Source organism: Bacillus thuringiensis (assembly GCF_022095615.2).
GTDB classification, from domain to species: domain Bacteria; phylum Bacillota; class Bacilli; order Bacillales; family Bacillaceae_G; genus Bacillus_A; species Bacillus_A cereus_AG.
Window position 1 is genome coordinate 3279578 of the sequence record NZ_CP155559.1, and the last position, 25259, is coordinate 3304836.

The window sequence follows — 25259 nt, forward strand, 5'->3', positions numbered from 1 at the left end:
AACATACTCGAATACAATACTTAAATCAGAAGACTATGTCAATGGTTTTTTTTGTATGTTGTCAGACTTTACATTTTATAATGATTGAATATACTTTCGACCACTTCATACGGTTTTATATTCACTTTTTCCAACTCGTGTATCGGCAACCATAACGGAATATACATCCCTCTATCTTTCAGTTCGAATTCTTCAGCTTTACCACTTCCGAAAACTCCACCTGTAATATGGGCATTATAATAATACTCCGTACCCTTATACTCCACCTTTGCAATCAGATGCTCCACTTTTATATGTACCCCTAATTCTTCATAAGCTTCTCGCTTCGTTGCTTCTTCAGGTGTTTCTCCTTCTTCAATTCCTCCGCCTGGAAAAACATAATACGTTTCATCTTCTCGAATACGTTTTATAAGAGCAATTTTCCCTTCCTGCACAATAATAGCCACGCCGCGATTTCTTATCATTTTATTACCTCAATACCAATCGCAACTGTTCCCCACTTTTGTTCTTGTTCTTTCGTATATATCTTGTATGTACTTTCTAGCATTTCCTCTAAACTATCATTTTCACAATCCAATAATTTTTTATCAATTTGTTCGTACATTGCTTTAAAGCTTTCGTATCGTTTTATTTCCGTTACTTTTACAGTCATCATTTCCTCTGTCGTAAGGTTCGTAAATACAATATGGTCGCCTTGTTTTATAAGCTGACGTTTCGCATCGTATAAACGTACTTCATATACTTTTTTCCCTAATTGAATTGATTGAAAAGGTTTATTATATAATCCCATTTCGTATATCATTCATTCCACTCCTTTTCTATTCATTGCGCCTACTACTATTTTTGTGCATTACCGATTCATACAACACAGTTCGACTTATTCCAAATTGCATATAATGTTCCATATCCATTACTTGCTTTAGAGAGGATGCTAAATTCGTTATGTTATATTTAAATCAAAAACCTGAATATAATAAATATGATATTGGTGATTATACTTATAGTAAAGTAGGGCCAACCATTTTTTCTTGGAATGATGAAACAAAATTAAAAATAGGTAAGTTTTGTTCATTAGGAGAAGAAGTCGTGTTCATACTTGGTGGTGAACATCGCGCAGACTGGATAACGACTTACCCATTTAATGCTCTTTTTGATGAAGGAGCACATATTACTGGTCACCCTTCTTCAAAAGGTGATATCGTAGTCGGCAATGATGTATGGATTGGTTATCAATCCTGCATTTTATCTGGTGTTACAATTGGTAACGGGGCCATTATTGGTGCAAAGAGTGTTGTTACAAAAGATGTACCACCATATGCAATTGTAGCTGGTAATCCTGCAAAATTTATTCGATATCGTTTCCCGCAGGAAATCATTGAAAAACTAGAAAATCTCGCATGGTGGGACTGGGATATTTCTGTTATAAAAGGAGCCATTCCATTTCTACTTTCCAACAAAATTGACGAGTTTTTTACCTCGCCCGAAAATGAATCTATGTGATTAATACAAAAAGAGCATCCTATTCTTTCCGGATGCTCTTTTTGGTTTTATTTTTTATGCCCGTGCAACTGATTACACGGAGAACATTGAAACGGAATTTTATCTAAGCAATTAAAATTAGTTTCGCAAATTTGTTCGATTGTTGGAACAAATGGAATGACAACCATGTTACTTTCTACTATTTGTGTAACAGGTGGCAATACTGTGCCTACTTGATGTTCGAAGCGAATACTCGCTTGATTTATATAATTTCCTGAACCACTTGGCGCGCTTTGCACTGCTACTTGGAACGAAACTGTCCTTGCTTCACCAGGATTTAAACTCCCTATAAGAAATCCTGCTGCCGGGCTTACATTTGGCACTGGCGTATTATCAACCGTTACACTTCCAGGAACAAATCGAACACTACTATCTAACATATCTTGAAAACGAATATTTTGCATTACAGTATCACCCGTATTTGTGATGACTGTCGTAAACGTAATGACATCTCCAATTGTTGTTGCCTGTAAATCTGCCGTTTTTACGACTGTCGTTGAGACATTTTGAGGAATAAATGGGATAACAACTGTGTTACTATCGCCTTCAACTACTACAGGCGGTTCATTTGGATTCACAGTTGCAAGCCCATTCGCTGTAGCAGTATTTGTAACTAAATTATTTATTTGTCCTCCTGTTATGACAACTTGGAAATTAATAATTGCTGCATCATTTGGCTGAAAATCACCTAACGGGATACCAGTATTCGGATTGGCAAATGGAAGAGGTACATCATTTACCGTTACCGTGCCATTTATAAATAACGTATTCGGATCAATGATGTCTGTTAAAACAATATTCGTCACAGGAACTGTACTGTCATTTATAACGGCAATTCCGTAAGTGACAACATCTCCTACCATTGCTACTTCAAAGTTTGCTCCTTTTGCAACAAATAAAATTGCAGTATTTACTGTTACAATAACAGTATTACTCGTGTCCATTACTGTAACCGGCGGCTCTCCTGGTACTAAAATATACTCTGCTAACGCCCCAGCAACGTTCACTACTGTACCACCATCTGGAAAACTTGTAATTGTAGCTTCATATGTTACAAGTGCGGTCTCACCAACTGGAATATCCGGTATCGTAAATCCAACCTGCGGATTTAACCCCGGCTGCGGAACTCCATTTATCGTTACACTATTTGCGACGAAATCAGCTTCTTGAGATAACACATCGATAAATTGAACATTCATCGCATCAGCAGTACCAGTATTTAATATACGAACAGAATACGTTACCGTTTCCCCTACTCCAACAATTGAATTGTCTACTTCTTTTAACATATCTAAACTGCCTCTATTTACCGGTGTCACTGTCGTATTACTTGAATTCGTAATTGTAAACGGTGGTTCTCCTGGAATCAATACGAAATCACCCGTTACACTCGATGAATTCATAATACTATTAGAAGGCGGTATTGCGATTACATTTACTTCAAATGTAATTAATACGCTATCCCCTACTGCAAGATCCGGTAATGAAAAACCTACAAAAGGATCTAAACCTACTTGCGGAATCCCATTTATCTGTACACTCCCTGGAACGAGTTCTAAACTAGGCGATGGAATATCAATAAACTGAACATTTGTCGCAGTTACCGTTCCTGTATTTGTAACTTGCACACTATAAGTTAACGTATCCCCTAATCGTGTTGCTTGCTTATTTACGGTTTTTATAACATTAAAGCGTCCTCTATTTACCCTTGTTATTGTCGTATTACTCGGTTCAGTTACTACAATCGGTGGCTCTCCTGGTACTAAAGTAAAGCTGCCTGTTATATTTGCAACGTTCGTAATGGTTCCTGATGACGGGATGTTTGTAACTGTCGCTTGAAACGTCACTATAACTGTTTCACCAACTAGTATATCTCCAACTCCAAAGCCAGTAATCGGATTTAAGTTTGGTTGAGAAACTCCATTTACCGTTACACTATTCGGTACAAATGACGCTCCTGCTGAAATCGTATCAATAAATTGAACATTATTTGCTGTTACTGTTCCTGTATTCGTTATTTGTACTGTATACGTTACTACATCCCCAACTAGAGTAGCTGCTCTGTTTACTTGTTTAATAACAGTAAAGCTGCCTCTATTTACAGTTGTTAGTGTTGTGTTACTTGGCTGATTCACTACAACTGGTGGTTCTCCTGGTACTAAAATAAAGCTTCCCGTAACATTCGCCGTATTGGCAATTGTTCCGTTTGACGGAACACTAACAACTGTTACTTGGAATGTGACTTCTACACTTCCCCCTGGATTTATATCTGGAAGCGGGAATCCATTATTCGGATTGAATCCAGATTGTAATACACCATCTATCGTTACACTGTTCGGCACGAATGCTATAGAGGAAGGTAATACATCACTATATTGAACATTCGTTGCTGTCACTGTTCCTGTATTTTGAACTACTGTTGTATATGTGATTGTATCGCCTACCGCAACAACCGGCTGACTTACTGATTTTAATACATTTAATCCAGGCTCATTGATTTCTGTTAATGTCGTATTACTTGTCGTCGTCTCCGTAATCGGTGGTTCTGTTTCACTTACAGCAAATGTAGCTGTAACGTCTACAAAGTTAACAATCGTTCCACCTTCTGGTATGCTTGTAACCACTTCCTGATATGTCACAAGCACAAAATCATCTACAGGTATATCTGGAACTGTAAAACCAATGAAAGGATCTAATCCTGGTGCAGGCACTCCGTTTATACTCACACTTCCTGGTACAAATGCTACTCCAGCAGAAGTCGTATCGATAAATTGAACATTGGTCGCTGGCACTGTTCCGAAATTAAAAATCAATACATCATACGTTAATATTTCTCCTACAGTCGCTACTTCTTTATCTACTAGTTTTAACGGAAAAATAGACGCTATATTAATTGTCGTAACGACTAAATTCGTTAATATCGTTTGCGTAATCGGTGGTTCCTGCGGATTCGGTTGTGAAGTAAATGTAACGTCAGCATCATTTAATATGACTTCATTATCTGGAACCTCTGTAATCGTCACTTGGAATGTTACCGTAATACTTCCACCAGCATTTAATAATGGACTAACTGTAAAGCCTATTTCTGGATTCAAACCAGGTTGCTGTATTCCACCTATCGTTACACTGTTGTCAACAAACGTCGTTCCTTCTGGTATGACATCTTGGAAGAACACATCTGTAACTGGTATAATTCCTACATTTGAAATGAGCACGGTATACGTTAATACATCCCCAACCGCTCCAGTTGCAACGTCAACTGTTTTTGTTGCTGTTACTTCACCAGGAGGAGGTAACGGTATTGTAACTACCGTTGTATTACTTGAGTTCGTTGTTGTTACAGGTGGTTGTAAAGGATTTAATAAGAAAGTGGCTGTAGCAGATGCTGTATTTAATACTGCTCCACGTGTAGACGGTGCAACTACCGTAACTTGGAACGTTACTGTCAATGATGTTCCAGCTGCAATATTAGGAAGCGGGAAACCAACATTTGGGTCAAATCCTGGTTGTGGCGTCCCATTTATCGTTACACTATTTGCTACAAATGTTGTTTCTAGAGCAATTGGATCAATGAAAGAGACATTCGTTGCTGTTACTGTACCGTTATTTCGAATGACAACAGAATACGTGTAAGTTTCTCCAAGTGCTGCTTGTTGTACAGATGAAGATTTTTGTATATTTAATCGAGCTGTATTTACTTGTGTCACTACAAAATTACTATTTGTAACAGTCGTTATTGGAGGGTTTGCTGGATTTATAAGAAAACTGGCAGTAACGTTCGATTGGTTTCTAACATTTCCACCGCTCGGAACACTCGTCACTGTAACTTGAAACGTAATCGTAGCCGTTTGCCCGACTGGAATATTGGTAACAGGGAAACCTGCCATAGGATCCGCGCCTTGCTGTACGACTCCGTTGATCGTTACACTATTTGCTACAAACGCAGTACCGGACGGAATTGGATCTTGAAAAATAATATTCGTTGCAGGAACAGTTCCTGTATTTTGAATAAGAATCGTATACGTTAACGTATCCCCTACTCCTGCTTGTGGTGTATTTACACTCTTCATTACATTAAGTGATCCTACATTCACTCGCGTCACAACAATATTACTAATCGTTACAATTGTTATTGGTGGCTGGAGAGGACTTACTTGAAAATCAGCAGTTACATTTGCATTATTCGGAAGAACTCTATTTGGCGGTACACTCGTGATTGTCACTTGAAAAGCAACTGTTACTATCCCTCCTACTGGAATATTGGCAAGCGGAAATCCAGTTGTTGGGCTTAAACCTGGTTGAGGTGTTCCGTTTATTGTTACACTATTCGCTACAAACGTTGTTCCAGATGGAATTGGATCAAGGAATGATACATTTGTTGCTGCTACTGTTCCACTATTTTGTATACGAACTGTATACGTTAACGTATCTCCTAAACCAGCTTCAGTAGCGCTTACACTTTTCATCACATTTAACCCTGAAGAATTCACGACTGTCATAACAGTATTACTTGGTACTGTTACAGTAATTGGCGGCTCTGTTGGATTTACAAGAAAATCTCCCGTTACATTCGCATTATTTACGACATTATTTCCTTGGGGGATTTCATCAATTAATACTTCAAAGCTAACAATTACATTCGCACCAATAGGCAAATTATTTAATGGGAATCCAAGTTCTGGATCTGCCCCTTCTTGTAAAACACCATTAACAACTACACTGTTTTCAATAAATAATGTCCCTTGTGGAATTGAATCTTGGAAAAATACATTTGTAGCTGGTACACTACCTGCATTTATGACTTCGATTGTATATACTAAAACATCACCTACCGTTGCAACATCCGTATTCACTGATTTCACAACTTCAAAATTCCCTGATTGTACTGTTGTATTCACGACGTTACTCGGAACAGTAATAGTAACTGGTGGTTCACTCGGATTTACTTGAAAACTTGCGGATACAGTTGCACTATTTAAAATATCTTCATTTGGCGGATCCTGCTCAATTAATACTTCAAATGTAACTACAACTGTCTGTGCCGCAGGGATATTCGGAAGAGAAAATCCTAAATTTGGATTTAGTCCACTTTGTGGTGTTCCATTAATTGTTACAGAGTTTACAACGAAAGAAACCGCTGAAGAAGTAGTGTCTTGGAAAAATACATTTGTTAACGGAACGTTACCTGTATTTTGGACGGCAATCGTGTATGTTAAAGTATCACCTACTGCCGCTTGAGCTGTATTTACTTCTTTTATTACATTTAAACCACCTGTATTAACTTGTGTTACAACGGTATTCGTTTGTCTATTAATCGTTACTGGTGGTTGATTCGGAATAACGACGAAATTAGCAGATACATTACCGCGATTCGCAATCGTACCTCCTGATGGGGTAGATGTAACTCGTACTTGAAAAGTCACCGTTCTACTTCCACCTGGAGATATATTCGCTACTGTAAACCCAGTCGCTGGATTTGCCCCAGGTTGTGAAACTCCATCAACAGTTACACTATTTGGTATAAAAGTCGTTCCAATTGGGATTGGATCTTGAAAAATAACGTTCGTCGCCAGCACATTTCCTGTATTTTCAATTGTAACTGTATACGTAAGAACGTCATTAACTGTCGCAAAAGCTCTATCTACTGTTTTTCTCGTTCTTATATCAGCTATATTTATTGTAGTAAATACTGTATTACTCGTCGCTTGGCCTGAAACTGGTTGTTGACCAGGCACTGGAATAAAGTTAAATGTTACACTCGCACGGTTCTGAATTGGATTGACAAGAGGATTAGATGTCACTCGAACTTGAAAGCGTACTACAGTCGTTTGCGAAGCATTAATGCTTCCAAGATTAATACTACTTGCTGGATTCGCTCCTGGACGCGCTACTCCATTTACCGTAACACTATTTGTTACAAACGTTGTTCCAGCAGGTATACTATCAACAAAAATAACATTATTTGCAGCGACATTCCCATTGTTCGTGACATTCACTGTGTAGGTTAGTACGTCATTAAGTGTTGCCGTCTGTAGATCTACAGATTTTTGCAAACTTAGACTTGCACGATTTACCGTCGTCTGTACTGTATTTGAAGATGCTGTACTCGTGATAGGAGGACTTCCAACGAAAGGACGGAATTGGTAAGAAACCATTGCACGATTGGGAATTGGATTTGGACTTGGGAATGACGTTACTCTCACTTGAAATGTAACAATTCTTTGAGCATTATTAGGTATTGTCCCTAAATTAATTCCAATGGCTGGATTTGCACTCGGCTGGGTTACCCCACCTACTGTGACACTACCTGCAATAAAGGTTGTTCCATTCGGAATACTGTCTTGTAATACAACGTTATCCGCACTTCCCGTCCCTGTATTCGGAACGGTAATCGTATAGGTAAGAATATCGCCAACTGCTGCAACTGTTTTATCAACCGATTTAACAGGATTTATAATTGGCCCCGTTGCATCAATTTGAACACCAAAACCTGCCGCCGCATACCCATCTCCATTTGTAATGAAACGAACAGTCGCTGACGTCTGATTGTTTACTAATGACGAGGAGGCATCTACATTCGTAATATCCCACCCTTGTCTTCGAACTGCCAAAGCTATTCCTAATGGCTGATTCAAATTTCCAAACGTGCCGCTCGTATCTAGATTTCCACTGTCATTACAAATTTGTGACTGAAAGAAATTATTTGCAGGATTTCTCGGTCCGAATAAAGCAACTGTAGCATTTGCATTCGGTCCAAAGCGAAGTTGATCTCCAACGATGTTAGAATCACCTTCTTGAGCAGTTACAAGTACTCTTCCTGTAACCGTTCCCGTAGACGGCGTTGCAAAACCTGAAATAATTGCATTAACTGGCGGTGATGAAGCATCGATGATTTCTTGCCCTGCGTACACCGATAAATTTCGCAGTGGCAAACTCGCATTTTGATAAACGACTTCGAGGGTCCAACCTACTGAGCGGCTGATGGTTGAATCAAAAGACGTTCTTGCAGCTGGTACGGCACCAGTTGTATACGTACCGGACCCACTAGCATTAACAAGGTTGGTTACGTTAGCTGATCGAACATAATAAAACTGTTGCCCAACCGACCCTTGCTGCGCAGTAGCGGGATCTGGTGTAACAGAAAACGTCCCTGCCGGTGTCGTAAACGAAATATTATCATTTAAAAATGCAGTAACATCCTCAGTATCAGTCCTGTATGTGCCCGCCCACACTAGTTCTGCGTATAAAACACTACTCCCTGCTGGAAGGTTTAAAATTGCACTTGAAGAATTTAATGGCCAATCATTTGTCGTTCCTGCTGGGAACCCTGGCACTTGAAGCGATGTATTTACTGTAGTAAATACATCAATCGTACCGAAATTATTGCCTGGTGCAGGCGATGAAGGACTGAGTCCCAACGTATTCCCAGTGAACGTGACGGCACCAGTTACTGTCGTTGTAAATCGATTCATAAAAGGCACGTAATCATCTCATTTCATTTATAGTAAAAAGTGCTCTATACTATAAAATGTAGACAAACTATACAATGTACGTTGTCCAACAAAATTCCGCACATATGAGAGGAGTTTATAAAACTATGCGCTACGTTATCATAACAGGAACTTCACAAGGTTTAGGTGAGGCAATCGCCGCACAATTATTAGAAAAAAATACGAGCATCATCTCTATTTCTAGAAGAGAAAATAAAGATCTTACTAAACTTGCAGCGCAATATAACAGCAATTGCATTTTCCATTCCTTAGATCTTCAAGATGTACATCATTTAGAAACTAACTTTAACGAAATCATTTCATCCATTAAAGAAGACAATGTATCTTCTATTCATTTAATTAATAATGCGGGTACAGTTGCACCTATGAAGCCGATTGAAAAAGTAGAAAGCGAACAATTCATTACGAACGTTCACATTAATTTACTTGCACCTATGATTCTTACCTCCACTTTCATGAAACATACGAAAGACTGGAAAGTAGATAAACGTGTTATAAACATTTCATCTGGCGCAGGAAAAAATCCTTATTTTGGATGGGGCGCTTATTGTACAACGAAAGCTGGTGTAAATATGTTTACACAGTGCGTAGCAACCGAAGAAGCAGAAAAAGAATATCCAGTAAAAATCGTCGCATTTGCACCTGGTGTTGTTGATACAAGTATGCAAGCACAAATTCGTGAAACAAATAAAGAAGACTTCATAAATTTAGACCGCTTCATCGTACTAAAAGAAGAAGGAAAGCTATTATCACCCGAATATGTTGCAAAAGCTATTCGTAATTTACTAGAAACTGAAGACTTCCCTCAAGGCGAGGTTATTAGAATTGATGAATAACAAAAAAGCGTGCTAAAATAGCACGCTTTTTTTCTACTTCTCTAAAAATATGAGCACAGACTCCGCAATTTGTTCATAACCAATCTCTTGATAAATTTTATTCGATGTCGGATTTGCCAGATCCGTATATAATGTAGTTGTTTTGTAACCTTCGTCTAGCATTCGTTGACTAAGTGCAGCGACGCAACTAGATGCGTATCCTTTTTTCCGTGCTTCTTTCGGCGTATATACGAAATTAACTGTTATATTGTTTGTAGTCGGTCTCGTTTTTGCAGCTACAGAAACAAGCTTTCCTTCTACTTCTAGACCAAATAGACGACGGTTAGTAATTAATGTATGGGCGGTTTGTTTCGCTTCGTCTTTCGTAGTAGGAAGCCTTACATCTTCGCAAAATTGATAAATCCACTGTTCTATTAATGGTAGCTCATCACCACCTATTTCTCGAAAAGCCCCATCCTCATTCCACTTCTTCTTAACCTGTTGTAATGCATACACACCTTGTTCCATTACAACATTCGTTTTCTTATTTTCTAACACGGCAATCTCTTCCGCTAATTTCTGTACAATTTTCTTATTACCAATCAATCCAGGAACATTTGAATATACTTTCGTTAATTTGTTTGCAAGTTCCACGATCTCCTCTTCTGCCATTTCAGACGTAGCAACAATGATTTGTTTCTTCTCTTCTGTTTGAAGAAATACAGCTGCTATTTCTTCCTCTTGTTTTGCTACCCCCATAAATACCGGTTGTTGGACCATTTGTAATACACCTAATATGAGATTATTTTCCTGCTCATTCTTTTCTAAAAATGACGTAACCTCTTCTTTAAAAGTAAGAATCTCTTCATATACATGTAATTGAATCATCGACAATCTCTTCTCTCTATTTATAGTTTCATAAAGTATTGGCGATTAATTCACTAAATTCCTCTTTTACGATTCAATAATATTCAAAGCTAACGTAGTCAAATCATTTTCAGCTTGTAAAATTCTTTGTTTTTCCCTTTCAAATACCTTTTCTTCTTTTTGAAATGACTCTTTTCGATTTTTAATCATGCGCTCCATTTCTTTTTTACTCGGTCCACCGTATACATTTCTTTTTTGAATGAAAGCTTCTGGCGATACAATCTCTTCCCACTCGTTTTCTAATAAATGTATTTTATAATTTTCTTGTAAGTATATGTTTACATCTTTTAAATGTAATTCATGTAGCTCCTTTTGTTGCTCCAATGACATATTTGCAATAACACTTGCTGCATGATGCGCATGCCGAAATGGAATGTCATAGTTTTTTGTTAAAACATCTGCGAAATCAGTTATCGTAATTGCATGTTTATAAGATCGACTTTTCAACGTTTCTTCTTCTACTTTCATCGTTCGAATAACTGCATTCATAATACAAAAAACGCGAATAGTCTTTTCAATTCCTTTATATAAATACGGCTGCAAATCATCTTCCGTATCGACAATATCGCCAAATGGTGTATTATGGATCATTTGAAATACTGTAAATGCTTCTCCTAAAGCGCTACTCGTAATCGCACGCGCATGCTCAATTGAAACTGGATTTCGCTTTTGCGGCATAATACTACTAATTTGTACATATGGCTTCGCAACAGTAATACCATCATACTCTTTCGTTGCTAATAGTAAGAAGTCATGAATCCATCTACTCGTATTCGTCATAATTACCATAAGTAACGAACTAACCTCTAATAAATAATCCGCTCCAGCAACAGCATCATATGAGTTCTCAATTACATTTGTAAACCCAAGTAAATAGGCCACTCGGTCTCGTTTAATCGGGAAACTTGTTGTAGAAAGAGCAGCGGCTCCCATTGGGGACTGATTTAAAAGTTTGTACGTTCTTTTCATTCGTTCTAAATCTCTTTGCATCGTATCATAAATCGCTAACGTATAATGACCAAATGTTGTTGGCTGTGCTGGTTGTGTATGTGTATAAGCTGGCATAATCGTTTCCTTATGGTCAGCAGCAAGTTGCAATACACTTTCTTGCAATAACAAATGGTGCTCCATTAATCGTAGTACATATCGCCTTAAACTCATGCGATACATCGTTACCCCCATATCATTTCTACTTCTACCAATATGCATATTACTTACAAAATCGCATTTCGCTTCTTGAGAAATTAAATGTTCCACTAAAAAAAAGAGATCTTCATGCTGCTCTGTATATAGCAATTGATCTTTTGGAATTCCCTCTATCTTTTTTAGTGCGTGTAATATAACTTTAGCTTCTTCCTTTTTCATTAAATTCTCTTCCGTCAGCATCGCAATATGCGCTTTATGCACTTGAAACATATCTTTTAATAAGTAATCTCGCTGAAAATGAAATACATGTTGTAATACACAATCTACATATGTTCTCCCAGGGAAATCAGCGCCTTCACTCTTTATAAACTCTTCTTTACTTTGTTTCATCACCTTTTCCCCTCTCACCTAAGTATTACTACCCATCATACCCAGAGATAGGAAAAAAGTGCTTGTATATAAAAATAAACTCGATGCAGAAAGCACCGAGTTTACTTAATAAAAGTCGCATCATACTTATCACTTTGCAACACTTGGAAATGTAAGTTCGCTAAATGTTTTCGTATTTCTGCACTGTCGTCCTCATTTAAATTATTTGCTAAGAACACAATTTCTGTACAGTTCCCGCGTTTATCCATCGCATAAACTGCTTTTGTAACTGTCCATGGCGTATAGCCATTTTTTTGCCCTGCATGTCTAAATGTTTTACGGTATTTCTTAGCACTCATATCTGTTTCAACGATATTCGCCCACACTTTTTCTTCAGCGTCTGTCAGGCCACCTTTATGATTTGCCTTTTGAAGCAGTACCATATAATCATTTGCAGAAGCTGCTGGTAATCGATCTGACCAAATTTTATCGTAACGTTCCTCTAAATAAAGAGGAATTTCCTTCTGTAATAATGGCCCTTTCTTTTTTAAGCGTTCATGAATGATCATCGCATATTCACGATATTGCTCTTGAGACATTTCTTTTAACTTTTTCTCTATTTTATATTTCGGAACATGTAGTTCTTTATGCAAATATCCAGGGATGTATAAAGATGAAACAATTGGAAATAGCGGCTGATGTGCTGGAAGCGATAAACTTTGTAAATTACGATTAATATTATCTAATCCTAACACTTCCATTAAATATTCAGCATTCGCATTCGAACTAAATTTAACCATTCCTTTTGCCACTTCTTCTAAAGAAACCGCTCCTTCTGTTATCTTGTCTGTCTTTTGCAAATACTTTTGCCATCTATCTTGTGCACCACCATCTGTATTCGGTACGTAATAACGATTCAGATCATTAATGGAAACGAAACTAGACGGGTCAATTTTCCCTTCTGTAACTTGTTTCGTATATTCAAGCGCCACAATTAATTTCATCGTACTAGCAACTGGTAATACAACGTTGGGATTGACAGAATAAACAACTTTATCATTTCTCTTTACTAGAAGCGCACTATTTTTTTCATCTTTATGTTCTTCAATAAAGGATGCGATATACTGTGCATCATCATTATTAGAACTCCACACTTTTTTCACTAAAAAATTACCCGATATTAGCAAAACGAAAATACCCACAATTACTGCGCATACTATAGTTTTTTTCAAGTAAAATTCCTCTCCTATTGTGTAACTCTTCTCTATTTATCTTAAAAAAACAAAATAATGGAGATGGTTATTGAAATAACCATCTCCATTATTTTAACTTGTATTCTCCTATTATGTCTACGTCATAATTTTCACGAAGTCTTCAAGAAATTTTTTATAATGCAATGACCAACCGATTCGCACCCAATTCTTTAAAGCTTTTGAGTCAGGTTGAGGACGGAAATCAGCAATACTTTCACCCTTTGCAATTCCAACTGTATCTATATCGACTCGGCGATATACATAATCTAAAAGGGACGGATTCGCCGCGACCATCATTGTAACAACGTCATGTACTGGGCTACCTGTTATTTTTGGATTTAACTTTTTATACGCTTTATAATAATACGCAAATATTGGTTCAATTAATTTATTAAAATTCGTTTTAGAGTGTTTCGTAATATATTTCACCATCTCTGGCGTAATAATTGCTTCAGATGTAACGTTAAGTGGCACTAATGTCACATTCTTGGCATTTTGCATAACTAATTGTGATGCAATCGGATCACCATGAAAATTCGCCTCTGCGACTGGTGTCACATTGCCGGGCATTAAAAAAGCACCACCCATTATATAATATTCTTTCACATACTTCATCATCGGCTTTTCTAAAATAAATGCTGTCGCTAGTGTCGTTGATCTACCAGCATCCACAATGATTAATTCTCCTTTATACTTTTCAAGAATATCAAAAAAAGCACAAAAAGGTTTTATATTTGGCGAAAAAGCTTTTGGTGGTTTAATCGGTCCTAATCCATCTGCCCCATGAATTTCCGGATAATACGTTACATAGTCCCCAGATAAAGGGATTTTTGCACCATTAATAACAGGTATATCTTCCCGCCCTGCTATTTGTAATAAATATGCTGCATTACTTGTCGCCTTTTCTTGCGTTACATTTCCATATCCTGTTACAACACCAACAATATCAATATCAGGATGCATAATTCCATACATGATGGCTAAAGAGTCATCAATTCCCGGGTCTCCCAAAAATAATACTTTTTTCATCGACCTCAACTCCATCCCCTCAATTGTTATTAATTTATGAATCGCAATAGGCATACAGAATAAAAAAGAACAAATTTATACGAAAAAAACGCAGTCCTATAAGGACTACGTTCTCCCTCTAACCTATACTGTTTTTCTTCACAACACTCATACTTCCAATGATATAAGCGATAAACGCAAAACAAATTGGGAAGACAACTGTATGTATACCGAACGGATTTGGATAGAAAAGGTGAATACACATATATGAACCTACCCCAACTAAAATAGAGGCAAGCGCTCCTGTTGCATTTCCCTTTCTCCAATATAACCCTAATACGATTGGCCAAATGAATGCTGCTTCTAATCCACCGAAAGAAAATAAATTTAACCATATTAAAAAATCTGGTGGTTTAATTGCTGCTGCATAAACGAGCAGCCCTACGATAGCAGTAATCCACAAACTTCCTTTTCTGATTGTACTGTCTGCTGCATCTTTATTTATGTAATTTACGTATATGTCTTTAATAATTGATGAACTTACAAGTAACAATAACGAATTTACTGTAGACATAATTGCTGCCATTGGCGCAGCTAAGAAAACACCAGCTAGCCAAGGTGGCAATACTTCCATCGCGAGTAGCGGCATGACTTTATCCGGTACCGTTATACCCGGAAGTACGACTCGTGCAAATACACCTGTTAAATGCATACCAATCATAATGGTACCTACAACAACCGTACCAATTATTAACGCTTGATGCATAGCTTTTGAATTTTTATAAGACATGGCACGCACACTAATTTGCGGTAAGCCAACAACGCCAATTCCAATTAAAATCCAAAATGATGTCACATATGATTTCGTTAAACTACCATCCGCTCCGAATGGTGTAATTAAATTCGGGTTAATTTGAACAAGTTCCTGCATAATCTTTTCAATTCCACCACCAGCAATGACAGTAGCAATTAAAATGATTGTCGTTCCAACTAACATAATGATTCCTAATAACGTATCTGATAAAGCAACTGCACGAAATCCACCAATTAATACGTACACAAGTACAGAAAAAGTAAATAAAAATAGTGCTGTTGTATAAGAGAGACCCGTTAACGACTCAATTAATCGGCCACCGCCGACCCACTGAGCTACTGTTGCTGAAAATAAGAAGATAATAATACATAACGCAGACAGTATAACAACTGCCTTATTATTGTACCTTCCCTTTAAATAATCGATAAGAGTAATGGCTTCCATCTTCCTAGCGATAATTGCAAACTTTTTACCGATAACCGTTAAAACGATATACCCTGTTACAACTTGAATCGCAGATAGTAGTACCCATCCAAGCCCCATATTGTACGCAATACCAGGACCACCAATAAAGCTACTAGCACTACCGTATGTAGCAATCATTGTCATCGCTAATAATAAACCGCCAAGCTCACGACCGCCAAGAAAATATTCTTGCAAAAATTTATTATGAGCAGTTGCTTGCACGCGTCTTGAAGCATATACACCAATTAAAAATACAACGATAAACGAAATTATCATTGGAATGATTACATACCAATTCATCTATTATTCCTCACTTTTTTCTTCCTCATCGAGTGAAATATCTTGAAATACAAAACGAACAACTAAACTAAGTAAAATAACCATAACGATAAATCCAACGATACAGCTATAAAAAAACCATGCCGGAAAACCGAATACATATGTATATTCACTTGGATTTTTACTACCAAGCCCATAAGCAAATCCATACCATATTATAAAATTAATAATAGCAAGTCCAAGACCAATTAACGCTTCTCTATGGGCAATTCGAAAGCGTGGATCATCATGATAATTCTTCATTTTCCCCCTCCTCTCACGATGTATTATTGTACCATTGTTCTTCTAGTTTTTCCTACTAGAAAGCAAAAACAAGCAGGATTTTTTATAATCATATAGAAGATTCTCTTACATTACATATTTTTTACAATTGTAACACAAATGAAATTTGAATTTTCAGTATTTATTAATTATGATTTTAATTAGAGGCTTTCCATCTAGTTCCCACATCCTTGATTTCGGAATAAACGCCGTCTCGTACTGCGTTTACATTATATTTTCAAGGGGGTTATACAATGAGTCAACTAGCTGTAAATCTTCATGAAAAGGTAGAAAAGTTTCTTCAAGGTACAAAAAAGTTATATGTGAATGGATCTTTCATTGAAAGCGCTTCCGGTAAAACATTTAAAACACCTAACCCAGCAACTGGCGAAACACTTGCCATCGTTTCTGAAGCTGGTCGCGAAGATATTCATAAAGCTGTCGTTGCAGCTCGCATGGCTTTTGACGAAGGTCCTTGGTCTCGCATGAGCACTGCTGAGCGAAGCCGCCTTATGTACAAGTTAGCTGATTTAATGGAAGAACATAAAGAAGAGCTTGCACAACTCGAAACGTTAGATAACGGAAAGCCAATCCGTGAAACAATGGCAGCAGACATACCGCTCGCAATTGAGCATATGCGCTATTATGCTGGCTGGGCTACGAAAATCGTTGGTCAAACAATTCCTGTTTCCGGTGATTACTTTAACTATACACGCCATGAGGCTGTTGGTGTCGTCGGTCAAATTATTCCTTGGAACTTCCCGCTTCTTATGGCAATGTGGAAAATGGGAGCAGCGCTTGCTACAGGATGTACAATCGTTTTAAAACCTGCAGAACAAACTCCACTATCTGCTCTATACTTAGCTGAATTAATTGAAGAAGCTGGATTCCCGAAAGGTGTTATTAATATCGTACCTGGATTCGGTGAATCAGCTGGACAAGCTCTCGTTAATCATCCACTCGTTGATAAAATTGCATTTACCGGTTCTACTCCAGTCGGTAAACAAATTATGCGACAAGCATCCGAATCATTAAAACGCGTTACACTTGAGTTAGGCGGTAAATCACCAAATATCATCTTGCCAGATGCTGATTTATCTCGCGCGATTCCTGGTGCACTTTCTGGTGTTATGTTTAACCAAGGACAAGTATGCTCTGCTGGATCACGCTTATTTGTTCCGAAGAAAATGTACGATAATGTCATGGCTGATCTCGTCCTCTATTCTAAAAAACTAAATCAAGGTGTCGGTCTTAACCCTGAAACAACAATCGGTCCTCTCGTTTCCGAAGAACAACAAAAACGTGTAATGGGCTACATTGAAAAAGGGATTGAAGAAGGCGCTGAAGTACTTTGCGGAGGTAGTAATCCATTCGATCAAGGCTACTTCGTTTCTCCTACCGTATTCGCTGACGTAAATGATGAAATGACGATCGCAAAAGAAGAAATTTTCGGTCCGGTTATTTCTGCAATACCGTTTAACGATATTGATGAAGTAATTGAACGTGCAAATAAATCACAATTCGGCTTAGCGGCTGGTGTGTGGACAGAAAATATTAAAACAGCACACTATGTTGCAAGTAAAGTACGTGCAGGTACAGTATGGGTTAATTGTTATAACGTATTTGATGCAGCATCTCCATTCGGAGGATTTAAACAATCTGGTCTTGGTCGTGAAATGGGATCTTACGCATTAAATAACTATACAGAAGTGAAGAGCGTTTGGCTCAACTTAAACTAATGAAAAGAACCTGGCCTATCCGGTCAGGTTCTTTTCATTATGTATTCATTTAAGCTTGCAGTCCCCCGCTCACATTTAATACTTCTCCTGTAATATAGGATGCGTATTCTGACGCTAAAAAGGCCGCTGCGTTCGCAATATCTTCTGGCGTTCCAATTCTACCAACTGGAATCGCACCAACCATCTTTTCTTTTACTTTATCTGGTATCGTTTTTGTCATATCTGTATCCATAAACCCTGGGCAAATCGCATTACACGTAATGCCGAAGCTTCCAACTTCTTTCGCCGCTGTTTTCGTCAAACCTACAACTCCTGCCTTTGTAGCAGCATAATTCGCTTGACCTATGTTTCCTTCTCTACTAATTGAAGATATATTAATAATGCGTCCATACCCTTGTTGTCTCATGTAAAGAAGCGCTGGCTGCATACAATAAAAAACACCTGTTAAATTTACTTGCAGTACTTGTTCCCATGCAGGTTTCTCCATCTTATGTAACATTGCATCTCGCGTAATCCCTGCATTATTTACTAAAATATGCAGTGTACCAAATGTTTGGACAGCGTATTCAATTAAGGACTTCGCATCATTTTGATTACTCACATCACAACGATACTGCTTCACTTCATACCCTTCATCTGATAACTCACGTGTCGTTTTTTGTAGCTTTTCTTCATTTACATCGCTAATTAATACTTTCGCCCCTAGTTTTGCATAAACCCTTGCAATCTCTTTTCCAATTCCCTGTGCAGCTCCTGTTACTACAGCTGTTTTTCCATTTAAAAACTCCATCCCTATCCCCCATTTCTATTACTTATACTGTATATTTCGGCTCTTTGCTTCCCAATTCCTCTTTGTATAAAAAAGTCTATTTGTGTCAAACTAACTTTGCAACGTCGCATAAAACACAAGGAGATTGTGTCGAATGAACAAAAAAAATTTCAAGCAAAACAAAGCTGCTGATGGCATTGACGTTGAGTTCTCTCGTGAACTCGCTGACCACAATGACTTAGAAGCAAACGCACGTGCAAATGCCGCTGATGCACGTCAAAAACGCCAGTCAACAGAAAAATAAGGAACGCACAACCTTATTCTTTTCAACAGGGACCTACTACCCAACAAAATAAACCGAGAGACATCCTCTCGGTTTATTTTCTATATTTTTTTATATAATGTGCTAAAGTAAGTAGCGGATATATATAGGCATAGCTATGATAACGAATATAAAACCCGCCTGGCAAACCTGTTCCGGTAGGATATTTTTCATTCACATAAGGATTCGCAAGCAAATATGAAATACCTTTTCGAATAATTGGTGTTTCTTTATCATGGTAAGAAATGAGAGCATCTAATGCCCATGCTGTTTGGGATGGTGTACTAAATGGTAAAGTAACGAACCTTTTTTCCACACTACTGTGGCACGATTCTCCCCACCCACCATCTTCATGCTGTATATGTTCCAGCCATAAAGCTGCTCTTTTCAATGAAGGATTGCTAGATGGGATTCCGAGTGACCGTAAACCTGTCATCACCGCCCACGTACCATATATATAACAAATCCCCCATTTCCCGTACCATGATCCATTTTTCTCTTGTACATTCATTAACCAATTTATCGCACTTTGTTTTTGCTTCTCAGGCAATTCATTTTGCGCATATGTCCCGAAAAGCTCTAACACTCTTCCTGTAATATCTGGTGTAGAGGGATCTGTAATCATATCGCTTGCATTTTCGATTGGTAAATTTGCTAATAAATTGCTTGTCACACCTTTTTCAAACGCTCCCCAGCCACCATCATTATTTTGTAATCCTTTAACCCAATTGACCCCTTTCTTCCAAGCATTATCTACATTTTCGTTTCCTCTACTTCTTGCCAACGCTCTTAGCACAGCTGTTGTATCATCGACATCTGGAATTGTCGTATTTACATCCGAAAAACCCCAACCACCTGGAGTCAGCGCCGGAGCATGTATGCTCCAATCAGCTTTTTTTGTATGCTGTTTTTTTAATACATATGTTGCTGCATGTTGAATCATCTTATTATCTTTCGAAGCGTGTGCCTCTTGTAACGTATAGCTGAGTAAAGCCGTATCCCATACAGTTGAAGGAGAGTTTTGCAAATGATCCCCTCTTTCCATCTTCCATATATAAGATGTTATCCCTGCTATAGCTTTTCGAATCATCGATGATTGAAGAGAATGTCCTAACGCGAGTAAAGCATAAATCATATAAAATGAGGCAGTTGCGTAACTATATAACGTTCCATTTTCATCAATACGCTCTTTCATAAAACGTTCGACTTCCTCATATCCTTTGTGGTGTAAAGAAAGTGGATACGATATGATTTGTTTTACATCACCTAATAACGTTTGAAACAACGGAGACCGCTCCTCCCGAAACCATTCCCCGCCCCCGCCTGCGATATGATTTAAATTTGGCAGTAACTTTTTCCCTACTCGAAATCTTTTATTTAAACAAACCATCATCGGAATTAAATGGATACGTGCTGAGCTACTCAATTCAAATATACTGAGGGGTGAATCATTTTGCAGAAACATAATCGGTGTTGGCAAATGAAAGAGCGAAGGGTATTCATATTCTCCATGAATTGCTAATAAAAACTTCGTCATAAAATGAGCACGCGCCACGCCTCCACGTTCCTTAATAAACATTTCGGCTCGCCTCATATTCGCATCTTCTTTTGTATATTTTTTTGAAGCTAGTAAGGCAGCATAAGATTGAATTGTAGCAGATAAATTGCCACCCACTTCATCTTCATACAATTTCCATGTTCCTTCATTTGTTTGAAGTGATGCTAATCTTTTTACAAACGGTTCTATCTCTTTATCTCTACCTAATAATTTTAATAAAAAAATCATATGGCAATCTGTTAATGGTGCTCCTTCAAAACAAAACTGCCACGTACCATCTTGCCGTTGCATCGTTTGAAGTGCAGTTGTTCTTCTCGCTATTTCTTCATGCACTTTTTCATATAATAACAAATTACTCACCCACCCTTTCGAAATCCGTATAACGATATTCAAAAAGGTAGCTAAATATGTATCAAAATAAAGAAAAACAGAACATATAAAATGTTCTGCTCATAAGCAATATCCCACTCCGACAATAATCCCTACTAAAGCACCGACTACTACTTCATACGGTGTATGCCCGACAAGTTCATTTAACTTCTTATATTCTGTTTGTCTACCGTGAAAGAACTCATTCAATATTTTCGCTTGCTTACTAACTGCAAGTCTTACTCCTGAAGCATCATACATAACAATTATTGCAAAGATAGCAGCAATAGCAAATAAAGTACTTTCCACACCTTCTACAACGCCAACACCTGTCGCAAGTGCTGTAACAGTTGAAGCATGAGAACTCGGCATCCCACCTGAAGCGAAAAACTTTGCAAAATCAAATTCACCCGTTTTGAATAATTTAAAGACTACTTTCGTTAATTGTGCTAGAAACCATGAAATTACAGCGGCCATAAGCGGATCATTATGTAAAATTGTTTCCACGTTCTCAGCTCCCTACTGACTATAATGGAAATCTCTATATAGTATCAGTATAAAGAAAAATGCGTAGAAAATACTACGCATTATGATACTTTTGCTGATTTATTTTTTATAAATTTCGGTTGTTTCTGCACTAAAAACTTTGTTTTCGCTATTGAAAACACAAATAATGCAACCCATATACAGAAAAATGCCATCATATGAGTAGATGTGAAATGTTCACCAAATACGAATACACCTAAAATCAAACTAATGGTTGGTGCAATATATTGTAAAAACCCTACCATATAGAGCGGAATAAGTTGTGCTCCTTTTGCAAAATAAAAAAGTGGTAAAGCTGTAACAATGCCTGCTCCTATTAATAGTAACGTCGATAACATGGAAATAGATCCAAATGAACCGAATCCATGCGCTCCTGTCATAACGAGATAGATAATCGCAAACGGCGTCACTAACATTGTTTCCATCGTAAGACCAATTGTCGCATCATAGTTTAGCAATTTTTTTGTTAATCCATATAATCCAAATGAAAAGGCAAGTGATAAAGAAACCCACGGAATAGATCCGAAACGCACTGTTAAAATGATAACCCCTACTCCAGCTAGCCCAACTGCAACATATTGCCAAAAGTTTAACTTTTCCTTTAAAACGACTGTACCAAGTAAAATACTAATAAGCGGATTAATATAATAGCCAAGACTCGCTTCAATGACATGATTATGATTAACGGCCCATATGTAAACAAACCAGTTTCCGCTAATCAAGACTGAAGCTATTGTTAATGACATTAATAATTTAGGTCGTTTAAAAAGATTCACGAACTCCCCAATAAACTGACGAAACCTCTTCGTAACACCTAACACAAGTAACATAAAAACAAACGCCCAAACGATGCGGTGTGCTAATATTTCATCTGCCGGAACTTCCTCAACCCACTTCCAATAGATTGGTAGGATTCCCCACATCGTATATGCACCAGCCGCATATATAATCCCTTTTTTTTGCTGTGCTGATTGACTCTCCATCTTCCCTTTTCTCCTCTTCTCATTTTTCTCCATTATACGGTCCCGCATGCTCACTTTACCAATAATCAATCTGCAATTCTTTCGACATTTCTCATACAGTAAAAAGTAAACATACTGTTATAACGACAAGTAACGGTATACCGAAAACAAATTTCTTTTTATGTGTTTTATGGTGAAACATATACATACCGATCCAAGCACCAACTGCGCCTCCAGCTGCCGCTGATAAAAACAACGTACTTTCTGGCGTTCTCCACTGTTTTTTCTTCGCTTTTCGTTTATCAAGCCCCATAAGGCTAAAAGCTATAACGTTAATAATAATGAAATAAGTCCATTTCATCGCTTTCTCTCCCTATGAAAAATTCGCTTAATGGTAACATGAAAAAACGATGGAAACAACTGAAGAACACTTTTTATTAATTAGTTACCTTTATATTTAAATAACCAACTAAAATCGCAGTTAAAGCAATTAAATAGAAAGATGTTATGAACAGAATCTTATATTGCATTCCCCTCACCCACTACCATATCATCGAAAAAACTTCTCTCAATCTCTTTTTCATCAAAATGAAGAACTACAATTAGCCCTACATATAAAGAAACGAAATTTAGAAACCATTCGCCATTTTCATCTTTGTTAGCTAGACATTTAAATATCTTTTGAAATTGCATACGCTCATCTGCCGCAACAACCGGACGCACACCAAAATATTTCAATACGAGATTCAGCTTCAGCTGCACGGATAATGATAAAATATATTTTAATAGCTCCGTATACTCTACACTATCTTTTTGACTATACAACTTCACAAGCTTTTGATGTAAAGTAGAAATCGATAATTCTTCGTCAGTCACTTTAGTTGCTTCTACCATTTCAATCATCTTTTTCATATCCATTACATATACGCCTCCTGTTACAAAACAAAAGCAAACGTGTATTTATTTTATAATCAGCAATAATTGAGTATTTCTCATCTCTCGTTCTTCTTCACTAACTAAGTCATACTTCTTTAGAAGATGAAAGACATCATTTAATATTTCCTGTGAATGATTACGTTGCAAAAATCCCTTCAATCCTATAAAAATTCCTTCCGGTAAAAAAAACTTCTGACTTTCAAGCTTATTCATTACATCTTCCATAGAATGATCGATATTACACGCCATAAAAAATTCCTCCTCTATCCTTTATAAATAATATCCTCCGCTAACGATGTAAACACTTCTCCTACAAGAGAGTCTTCATCATATACAGATGAATCGTTATTCTCTTCTCGTTTTGCAAAAGGTATTTGCGCAATCACTTCTGTTTGCAATTGTTCTGCAAGTATTTCGCCTCCACCTTTTCCGAAGAGATAATTTTTTGATCCATCTCGGTCTTCATAATAAGCCATATTTTCTACAATCCCTAAAATCTCGTGTTTCGTATGTTTTGCCATTACACCTACTCTAGATGCTACGAATGAAGCTACGTTGTGTGGTGTTGTCACAATTATTTCTTTCGCCTGTGGAATCATTGCTGCAACATCAATAGCTACATCTCCTGTGCCAGGTGGTAAATCAAGAAGTAAATAATCTAATTCTCCCCAGTGTGTATTCGCAAGGAAATTTTGAATCCATTTATTTAACATCGGTCCGCGCCACATAACCGGGTTATTTCCTTCCGTAAAAAATCCCATCGACATAATTTTAACACCGTGACTAACAACTGGAATTGCTGTTTGATCAATCATCGTCGGTTTTTGATTCGTTTCCATCATAGCTGGAATGCTAAAACCATATATATCTGCATCTAATATCCCCACTTTTTTGCCCATACGAGCTAAAGCAGTTGCAAGGTTAATTGTCACTGTTGATTTTCCAACTCCACCTTTACCGCTCGTTACAGTAATAAATCGTACCCCTGAATCAAGGCGAAGCATGCTCGGCATACCAGTTTCTGTTCTAGTATTTTTCTTTAATTTCTCTGTTAACGCAGCTCGTTCTTCTTGTGTCATAGAACCAAATGTCAAATCTACTTTAGATGCACCAATTGCCTGAAGAGACTCTTCTACATCTTGTTGAATTTTTGCCTTTAATGGACAACCTTGAATCGTTAGCACTACTTCAAGTTTAACCTCTGTTCCATTCATTTGTATATTTCTAACCATATTTAATTCTACAATACTTTTGTGTAACTCCGGATCCTCTACATGTTTTAATGCGTTCATTATTTGTTCTTGCGTAATCATAGCACTCATCCCTTCTCGTATTCGAATTTATATACAACATTTTCTTGGCGAAAAAGCTTTTTATCCCCCGCTAACAGGCGGGATTAATGCGACTATATCTCCAGCTTTTATCATCTCTTCATTCGTTACAAACTCTTCATTAACAGCCACTATCACTTTATCAAGTGATTGTAAACAATAACTTGCTTTGAGCCATTCTTTTAATTGCTGAACTGTCATTTCTTGTTTTTCAAAAATTACGAATCGATCCGATCCGACTTCCTCACGCAAATTTGCGAACAATAAAACTGTAATCATC

At 37.4% G+C, this 25259-nt stretch carries 22 protein-coding genes; 4 read left to right on the forward strand and 18 right to left on the reverse strand.

Translation table 11 applies throughout. The features are described from left to right. Positions 1–68 precede the first annotated feature (68 nt). Entirely contained in the window at positions 69–464 is a 396-nt protein-coding gene (locus tag KZZ19_RS17070) for an NUDIX hydrolase (protein ID WP_237980683.1), read from the reverse strand. Continuing rightward, positions 461–802 carry an ASCH domain-containing protein gene (locus KZZ19_RS17075; protein ID WP_237980681.1) on the reverse strand — a complete coding sequence of 114 codons (342 nt, stop codon included), beginning with the start codon at positions 800–802 and terminating at the stop codon, positions 461–463. The genes KZZ19_RS17070 and KZZ19_RS17075 overlap by 4 nt, the downstream gene beginning before the upstream one ends. Before the next feature lie 140 nt (positions 803–942). Between KZZ19_RS17075 and KZZ19_RS17080 the strand changes: the two genes are divergently transcribed. After that, on the forward strand, positions 943–1500 hold the full coding sequence (locus KZZ19_RS17080) for a CatB-related O-acetyltransferase (RefSeq protein ID WP_237980678.1): 558 nt from the start codon (positions 943–945) through the stop codon (positions 1498–1500). 47 nt (positions 1501–1547) lie between these two features. On the opposite strand, the gene KZZ19_RS17085 is transcribed toward KZZ19_RS17080, so the two are convergent. After that, positions 1548–9020: a DUF7507 domain-containing protein gene (locus tag KZZ19_RS17085; RefSeq protein ID WP_237980677.1), complete on the reverse strand. Its 7473-nt coding sequence runs from the start codon at positions 9018–9020 to the stop codon at positions 1548–1550. Between the two features lie 116 nt (positions 9021–9136). Between KZZ19_RS17085 and KZZ19_RS17090 the strand changes: the two genes are divergently transcribed. Next, entirely contained in the window at positions 9137–9886 is a 750-nt protein-coding gene (locus tag KZZ19_RS17090; RefSeq protein ID WP_088097250.1) for a (S)-benzoin forming benzil reductase, read from the forward strand. Between the two features lie 33 nt (positions 9887–9919). Here the strand turns inward: KZZ19_RS17090 and KZZ19_RS17095 are convergent, their stop codons facing one another. The 6 genes from KZZ19_RS17095 to KZZ19_RS17120 form a co-directional block, all read right to left on the reverse strand. After that, positions 9920–10753: a GNAT family N-acetyltransferase gene (locus KZZ19_RS17095; RefSeq protein WP_088097251.1), complete on the reverse strand. Its 834-nt coding sequence runs from the start codon at positions 10751–10753 to the stop codon at positions 9920–9922. A gap of 66 nt (positions 10754–10819) precedes the next feature. Continuing rightward, on the reverse strand, positions 10820–12328 hold the full coding sequence (gene argH / locus KZZ19_RS17100) for an argininosuccinate lyase (RefSeq protein ID WP_088097252.1): 1509 nt from the start codon (positions 12326–12328) through the stop codon (positions 10820–10822). A 101-nt stretch (positions 12329–12429) separates the two neighbouring features. Next, positions 12430–13539 carry a serine hydrolase gene (locus KZZ19_RS17105; RefSeq protein ID WP_098342898.1) on the reverse strand — a complete coding sequence of 370 codons (1110 nt, stop codon included), beginning with the start codon at positions 13537–13539 and terminating at the stop codon, positions 12430–12432. A gap of 117 nt (positions 13540–13656) precedes the next feature. Next, entirely contained in the window at positions 13657–14589 is a 933-nt protein-coding gene (locus KZZ19_RS17110) for a nucleoside hydrolase (RefSeq protein ID WP_088097254.1), read from the reverse strand. A gap of 118 nt (positions 14590–14707) precedes the next feature. Next, complete coding sequence (gene panF, locus KZZ19_RS17115) at positions 14708–16147, reverse strand: sodium/pantothenate symporter (RefSeq protein ID WP_088097255.1); 1440 nt, start codon at positions 16145–16147, stop codon at positions 14708–14710. Positions 16148–16150: 3 nt separating this feature from the next. Next, positions 16151–16429 (reverse strand): YhdT family protein, encoded by a 279-nt coding sequence (locus tag KZZ19_RS17120; RefSeq protein ID WP_000800722.1) that lies wholly within the window; start codon positions 16427–16429, stop codon positions 16151–16153. Between the two features lie 272 nt (positions 16430–16701). Between KZZ19_RS17120 and dhaS the strand changes: the two genes are divergently transcribed. After that, positions 16702–18186 (forward strand): aldehyde dehydrogenase DhaS, encoded by a 1485-nt coding sequence (gene dhaS / locus KZZ19_RS17125; protein ID WP_237980675.1) that lies wholly within the window; start codon positions 16702–16704, stop codon positions 18184–18186. Between the two features lie 49 nt (positions 18187–18235). Here the strand turns inward: dhaS and fabG are convergent, their stop codons facing one another. Then, the gene (fabG, locus tag KZZ19_RS17130) at positions 18236–18976 is read right to left on the reverse strand and encodes a 3-oxoacyl-ACP reductase FabG (protein WP_237980673.1); all 741 of its coding nucleotides are present in this window, start codon (positions 18974–18976) and stop codon (positions 18236–18238) included. Between the two features lie 133 nt (positions 18977–19109). On the opposite strand from fabG, the gene KZZ19_RS17135 reads away from it, so the two are divergent. Further along, the gene (locus KZZ19_RS17135; RefSeq protein ID WP_001035806.1) at positions 19110–19259 is read left to right on the forward strand and encodes a YfhD family protein; all 150 of its coding nucleotides are present in this window, start codon (positions 19110–19112) and stop codon (positions 19257–19259) included. 73 nt (positions 19260–19332) lie between these two features. On the opposite strand, the gene KZZ19_RS17140 is transcribed toward KZZ19_RS17135, so the two are convergent. From KZZ19_RS17140 to moaD, 8 genes are all read right to left on the reverse strand, one after another. After that, entirely contained in the window at positions 19333–21186 is a 1854-nt protein-coding gene (locus KZZ19_RS17140; RefSeq protein WP_237980671.1) for a terpene cyclase/mutase family protein, read from the reverse strand. A 99-nt stretch (positions 21187–21285) separates the two neighbouring features. Beyond that, a complete protein-coding gene (locus KZZ19_RS17145) occupies positions 21286–21711 on the reverse strand; it encodes a divergent PAP2 family protein (RefSeq protein WP_000447816.1) in 426 nt (141 codons plus the stop codon). An 80-nt stretch (positions 21712–21791) separates the two neighbouring features. Further along, positions 21792–22733 (reverse strand): EamA family transporter RarD, encoded by a 942-nt coding sequence (gene rarD, locus KZZ19_RS17150; protein WP_088097257.1) that lies wholly within the window; start codon positions 22731–22733, stop codon positions 21792–21794. 91 nt (positions 22734–22824) lie between these two features. Next, entirely contained in the window at positions 22825–23073 is a 249-nt protein-coding gene (locus KZZ19_RS17155) for a DUF1294 domain-containing protein (RefSeq protein ID WP_237980669.1), read from the reverse strand. A gap of 158 nt (positions 23074–23231) precedes the next feature. Beyond that, positions 23232–23630: a hypothetical protein gene (locus KZZ19_RS17160; RefSeq protein WP_237980667.1), complete on the reverse strand. Its 399-nt coding sequence runs from the start codon at positions 23628–23630 to the stop codon at positions 23232–23234. Positions 23631–23672: 42 nt separating this feature from the next. Then, positions 23673–23897, reverse strand: coding sequence for a group-specific protein (locus KZZ19_RS17165; protein WP_237980665.1), 225 nt, complete (start codon positions 23895–23897; stop codon positions 23673–23675). A 14-nt stretch (positions 23898–23911) separates the two neighbouring features. Beyond that, entirely contained in the window at positions 23912–24961 is a 1050-nt protein-coding gene (locus KZZ19_RS17170; RefSeq protein ID WP_237980663.1) for a P-loop NTPase, read from the reverse strand. Positions 24962–25021: 60 nt separating this feature from the next. After that, complete coding sequence (moaD, locus tag KZZ19_RS17175) at positions 25022–25258, reverse strand: molybdopterin converting factor subunit 1 (protein ID WP_237980661.1); 237 nt, start codon at positions 25256–25258, stop codon at positions 25022–25024. Position 25259 lies beyond the last annotated feature (1 nt).

Excerpts from the sequence above, each read along its gene's own strand:
- KZZ19_RS17075 (WP_237980681.1), bottom strand. The coding sequence starts at position 802 with ATGATATACGAAATGGGATTATATAATAAACCTTTTCAATCAATTCAA.
- KZZ19_RS17095 (WP_088097251.1), bottom strand. The coding sequence starts at position 10,753 with ATGATTCAATTACATGTATATGAAGAGATTCTTACTTTTAAAGAAGAG.
- KZZ19_RS17110 (WP_088097254.1), bottom strand. The coding sequence starts at position 14,589 with ATGAAAAAAGTATTATTTTTGGGAGACCCGGGAATTGATGACTCTTTA.
- rarD (WP_088097257.1), bottom strand. The coding sequence starts at position 22,733 with ATGGAGAGTCAATCAGCACAGCAAAAAAAAGGGATTATATATGCGGCT.
- KZZ19_RS17070 (WP_237980683.1), bottom strand. The coding sequence starts at position 464 with ATGATAAGAAATCGCGGCGTGGCTATTATTGTGCAGGAAGGGAAAATT.
- KZZ19_RS17170 (WP_237980663.1), bottom strand. The coding sequence starts at position 24,961 with ATGATTACGCAAGAACAAATAATGAACGCATTAAAACATGTAGAGGAT.
- KZZ19_RS17090 (WP_088097250.1), top strand. The coding sequence starts at position 9,137 with ATGCGCTACGTTATCATAACAGGAACTTCACAAGGTTTAGGTGAGGCA.
- KZZ19_RS17160 (WP_237980667.1), bottom strand. The coding sequence starts at position 23,630 with ATGGATATGAAAAAGATGATTGAAATGGTAGAAGCAACTAAAGTGACT.
- fabG (WP_237980673.1), bottom strand. The coding sequence starts at position 18,976 with ATGGAGTTTTTAAATGGAAAAACAGCTGTAGTAACAGGAGCTGCACAG.
- KZZ19_RS17155 (WP_237980669.1), bottom strand. The coding sequence starts at position 23,073 with ATGAAATGGACTTATTTCATTATTATTAACGTTATAGCTTTTAGCCTT.
- argH (WP_088097252.1), bottom strand. The coding sequence starts at position 12,328 with ATGAAACAAAGTAAAGAAGAGTTTATAAAGAGTGAAGGCGCTGATTTC.
- panF (WP_088097255.1), bottom strand. The coding sequence starts at position 16,147 with ATGAATTGGTATGTAATCATTCCAATGATAATTTCGTTTATCGTTGTA.
- moaD (WP_237980661.1), bottom strand. The coding sequence starts at position 25,258 with ATGATTACAGTTTTATTGTTCGCAAATTTGCGTGAGGAAGTCGGATCG.
- KZZ19_RS17165 (WP_237980665.1), bottom strand. The coding sequence starts at position 23,897 with ATGGCGTGTAATATCGATCATTCTATGGAAGATGTAATGAATAAGCTT.
- KZZ19_RS17080 (WP_237980678.1), top strand. The coding sequence starts at position 943 with ATGTTATATTTAAATCAAAAACCTGAATATAATAAATATGATATTGGT.
- KZZ19_RS17120 (WP_000800722.1), bottom strand. The coding sequence starts at position 16,429 with ATGAAGAATTATCATGATGATCCACGCTTTCGAATTGCCCATAGAGAA.
- dhaS (WP_237980675.1), top strand. The coding sequence starts at position 16,702 with ATGAGTCAACTAGCTGTAAATCTTCATGAAAAGGTAGAAAAGTTTCTT.
- KZZ19_RS17135 (WP_001035806.1), top strand. The coding sequence starts at position 19,110 with ATGAACAAAAAAAATTTCAAGCAAAACAAAGCTGCTGATGGCATTGAC.